3 protein-coding genes are annotated in these 4,044 nt (G+C 60.2%); all 3 read left to right on the forward strand.

Annotation, left to right across the window (positions count from 1 at the left end; translation table 11 throughout):
• Positions 1-175 (forward strand): penicillin acylase family protein (locus NZ746_07785; protein MCS6817264.1); only part of this gene is annotated, 175 nt, incomplete at its 5' end.
• Positions 176-409: 234 nt separating this feature from the next.
• A complete protein-coding gene (locus tag NZ746_07790) occupies positions 410-3,511 on the forward strand; it encodes a histidine kinase (GenBank protein MCS6817265.1) in 3,102 nt (1,033 codons plus the stop codon).
• Positions 3,512-3,634: 123 nt separating this feature from the next.
• Positions 3,635-4,044: response regulator transcription factor (locus NZ746_07795; protein ID MCS6817266.1), on the forward strand; the 410-nt coding region annotated here is incomplete at its 3' end.

Below are 4,044 nucleotides of genomic sequence, written 5' to 3' on the forward strand. Positions count from 1 at the left end.
GAACGCCCCAGGACAATCGGGCGATCCCACCAGCCCTCACTATCGCGACCTGTTCGAACTCTGGAAAGACGGACGCTATTTCCCCGTCTTCTTCTCTCGCGCTAAGATCGAAACGGTCACCATTCGACGCGAGCGGTTGCAGCCGCTTCAGCCAAGCGAGAATGCATCAAGATGACGCTCGCCCCTTGGACCATTCACCAAGCCACGCGTCGCTCTGCAAAGGCGTTGTCCCAACATCCCGGCAAGCGGCCTCCTAACATGCCCGACCCGCAACTGCACTTTTGCTCTATGCGCGCTCCTATGGTGAGGATCAGGAGCACTCTTTGCACGAGCGGACATTTCCCTCAACATTGGCAACATTGGTCGTGCTATAATCGCGGCTAACGAAAGAGCGGCGAGGAAAGGAATCATGGCGTGGAGCTTGATCGTCCTCGGGATATGCGCGTTCATCGGGTGGACGGCTCGCTGTCTTCAGGCGCAGCAACTTCCCGTGCGGTGTTACGACACGAGCGAGGGGTTGACTCACGGCTCTGTGCGGGTCATTTATCAGGACAGCAAAGGATACGTCTGGATTGGCACCTGGGATGGCCTCAACCGCTTCGATGGGATGCGCTTCATCAGTTACCATGAGGCCGATGGGTTGGGGCATCGCGTCATCAATGACATCGTCGAAGACCGGCAAGGGCGGCTCTGGGTGGCGACCAATGGCGGCGGCGTGGCGCGTTTGGACGAAGAGGAGGCCATGGCCGGGAATCCTAAGCGCGAGCGCGCGCCTCAAGCCGTCACGCCGACATCGGCCGCTCGCTCTCAACGCTCTTTCCTCTCCGCTGGAGGAAGGAAGAAGTTCGTGAGTTATCGGCTCCCGGGGCCGGCCGACGCCAACAACGTCAATCGAGTTCTCTTCGATGACCAGGGGAGGCTCTGGTGCGCCACCGATGCGGGCTTATATCGCGGGCTCATCAGCCCAACGGGCGACGTTGCGTTCGAGGTCGTTGTGCCTTTGACGCATGGGGACTTTCGCGCGGCCTTCGCCGATAGTCGAGGGCATCTGTGGTTTGGCGGATTCGCGGACAGGCTTGTTCAGGTGGTCCGAGATCAGATCATCACGCACCCTTTGCCGAGAGGATCGTCGGCGGAGATCGTCGCCGGCATCCTCGAAGATCGCACGGGGAAACTCCTTATCGTCGGAGAGTCCGGCAGACTTTTGGAGTTCACTCCCTCGACGGATTTCTCGCAGGACGTTTCGTGGCGTGCGAAATCTGCGCGGCGGGGACATTGGCGAAGACTCCCGCCCGCACTCGCGCCGGATCAACGCGTGAATGTACTACTAGCTGATTTTGCAGGGGCGCTCTGGATCGGCACCACCAAGGGATTGATCAGATACAGCGATGCTCACGTGATGCTCCACACGACGGCCAACGGATTGAGCCACGATGAAGTCACAGCGCTCGGTCGGGATCGAGAGGGCGGTCTCTGGATCGGGACGCAGAGTGGCCTGTGCCGATTGTCCAGTCAAGCGATCATCCGCATCACGAAGGCCGAGGGGTTGCCCGATCCGTATGTCTGGCGGATCGTGGAGAGCCGGGACGGGCGCATCTATGTCAGCACGAGCAGCGGCATTGCGGAGATCGTTCGCGGGAGAGCACGGCGCGTGTCGGGTTCGCCCGCACATCCTCTTGACCAAGCTCTGGGCCGAGTGCTTCAGGATCGCCGAGGGGATTGGTGGATCGGCACACACAGGGCGCTCTTTCGCTTTCGGGGACCGGAGCTGCAACGGCATCGCGGTCGAAAATTCGCGCGAGAACTGGGATTGCCCGAATACGGGATCGCCTATGAGCAAGGAATCTACGAAGACTCAAGAGGGCACCTGTGGATCAGCACATGGAACGGCGTCGTTGGCCCGCGCCTATTCCGGTTCGATCCTGCAACGGAGCGATTCCACATGCTCGATGTGAGTTCCTCCTGGCCCACGGAGGCCGTGCTCAAAATGATGGAGGATCGGTCGGGAACGCTCTGGCTGGCGACAACCGGGGGATTGGGGAAGGTCGTCAACGGGCGCGTCATTGTGATGGAGCCGACGGAAGGATTGCCCGAAGTGCGGGCGCGCGCCCTGTTTGAGGATCGCCGAGGATGGATTTGGATTGGGCTGCGCTATCGCGGGGTCTCGATGACGAAGAATCCCCAGGCGGAGCGTCCGACGTTTGTGAACTATTCCACGCGAGAGGGACTGTCGAGCGACTCCGTCTCCTGCATCACTGAGGACGATGAAGGGAAGATTTATCTAGGCACGAGTCGCGGCCTGAACCAACTCGATCCCGTGACGGGGCGGATTCGACATCTGCGCGCATGGGATGGCTTAGCTGGAGATGCAATTACCGATTGCCTGAAGGATCGGCACGGGAACATTTGGATTGCGACGACGTCAGGGGTGTCGCGGTACGATCCCCGGGCGGAGCGCTCAGCCCCGCCAGCTCCACCGATTTATCTCACTCGCGTGCAAGTGGCGGGTGAAGATCTCATCGTGCCGGAGCGTGGCGCCCAATGGCTGCCGGAGCGGAGATTTCGAGCGGGACAGAACACCATTCGTATTGAGTATGTCGCCGTGAGCCTTCAGGCGGGACGCGCTCTACGGTACCAATACAAGCTCGAAGGCGCCGATGCCCACTGGAGCGCACCGACCGAAGAACATTCCGTGACGTATGCGCGGCTAGAACCAGGGTCGTATCGGTTCCTCGTGCGAGCCGTCGACGGTCAAGGGATCGCCCTTTCGGAACCCGCCGTTTTTTCGTTCGTCATCCTGCCACCGGTGTGGCAGCGAGGATGGTTCATCGCGCTGATGATTCTTTTGGGAAGCGTCGTCGTTTATCTCGTCCATCGGTATCGCGTCGTGCGACTGCTCGAACTCGAACGGATGCGCACGCGATTGGCGGCCGATCTGCACGATGACATCGGCGCGAGCCTGTCGGAGATCGCGCTTCTGAGCGAGATCGTCAAAGAGCACAAATTCCTCACCGAGGCCAGCGCGCGCCAGATGTTGACCGAGATCGCCGACAAAGCGCGAGACCTCGTGGATACGATGAGCGACATCGTCTGGGCGATCGATCCCCGACGCGATGATGTGCGGAGCCTGATCCTGCGGATTCGCCAAATGGCGGCGGACATCCTCGGCGCAAAGGGAATCGCCTGTGAGATTCGGGCTTCAGAGGCTGTGGAGGCTACTAGGCTCTCTCCGGACCAGCGCCGCCACCTCTATTTGATCCTCAAGGAAGCCATCATCAACATCGCGCGACATGCCAATTGTACACAAGCCTCGTTGACCATCAGTGTGGAAAATCGCCGTCTGATCGCGGAGATCAGCGACAACGGATGTGGATTCGACAGCGCCGCCCTCACTTCCGGGCACGGTCTGGAGAACATGCGCCGGCGGGCGGCGGAACTGAAGGGCCGGTTGGATATCGCGACGGCTCCCGGCCAAGGAACGCGCCTGACGCTCATCGTGCCGCTTGGATGAGCCCGGCGCAACGGCGTTGACAGCAGTTCAGATGCTTCTCGGTATGAGCATACCATTGTCCGCAGAGAATCCTTACAGTACAATGCCAACGGCTCGGTCCGACACGCAATTTGGGGAACTTCGATGTCAGCGGGGGAACCGATTCGGATCGCTATTGTTGAAGATAAGCCGACGATGCGCCAGGCACTAGCGCTTTTGATCAACGGCACTCCCGGATACCGCTGCATTGGTGCTTTCCGTTCAGTTGAAGAAGCACTGCACGGCCTGGGAGCAGAGATTCCCGACGTCCTCTTGCTCGACATTCACCTGCCGGGGATCTCGGGCTCGGAGGGGGTTCGATTGCTCAAGGAGAAGTTTCCCTCCACGCAAATCCTCATGCTCACCATTTACGCCGAGGAGGAAAAAGTCTTTGAGTCGCTCTGCAATGGAGCGTCGGGGTATCTTTTGAAGAAGACGCCTCCGGCGCGCTTGCTCGAAGCCATTCGAGAAGTCCACGAGGGCGGGGCTCCGATGTCGCCGGAGATCGCCCGCAA

The sequence above is a fragment of the Blastocatellia bacterium genome, from assembly GCA_025055075.1.
In the GTDB taxonomy this organism is placed as follows: Bacteria; Acidobacteriota; Blastocatellia; order HR10; family HR10; genus HR10.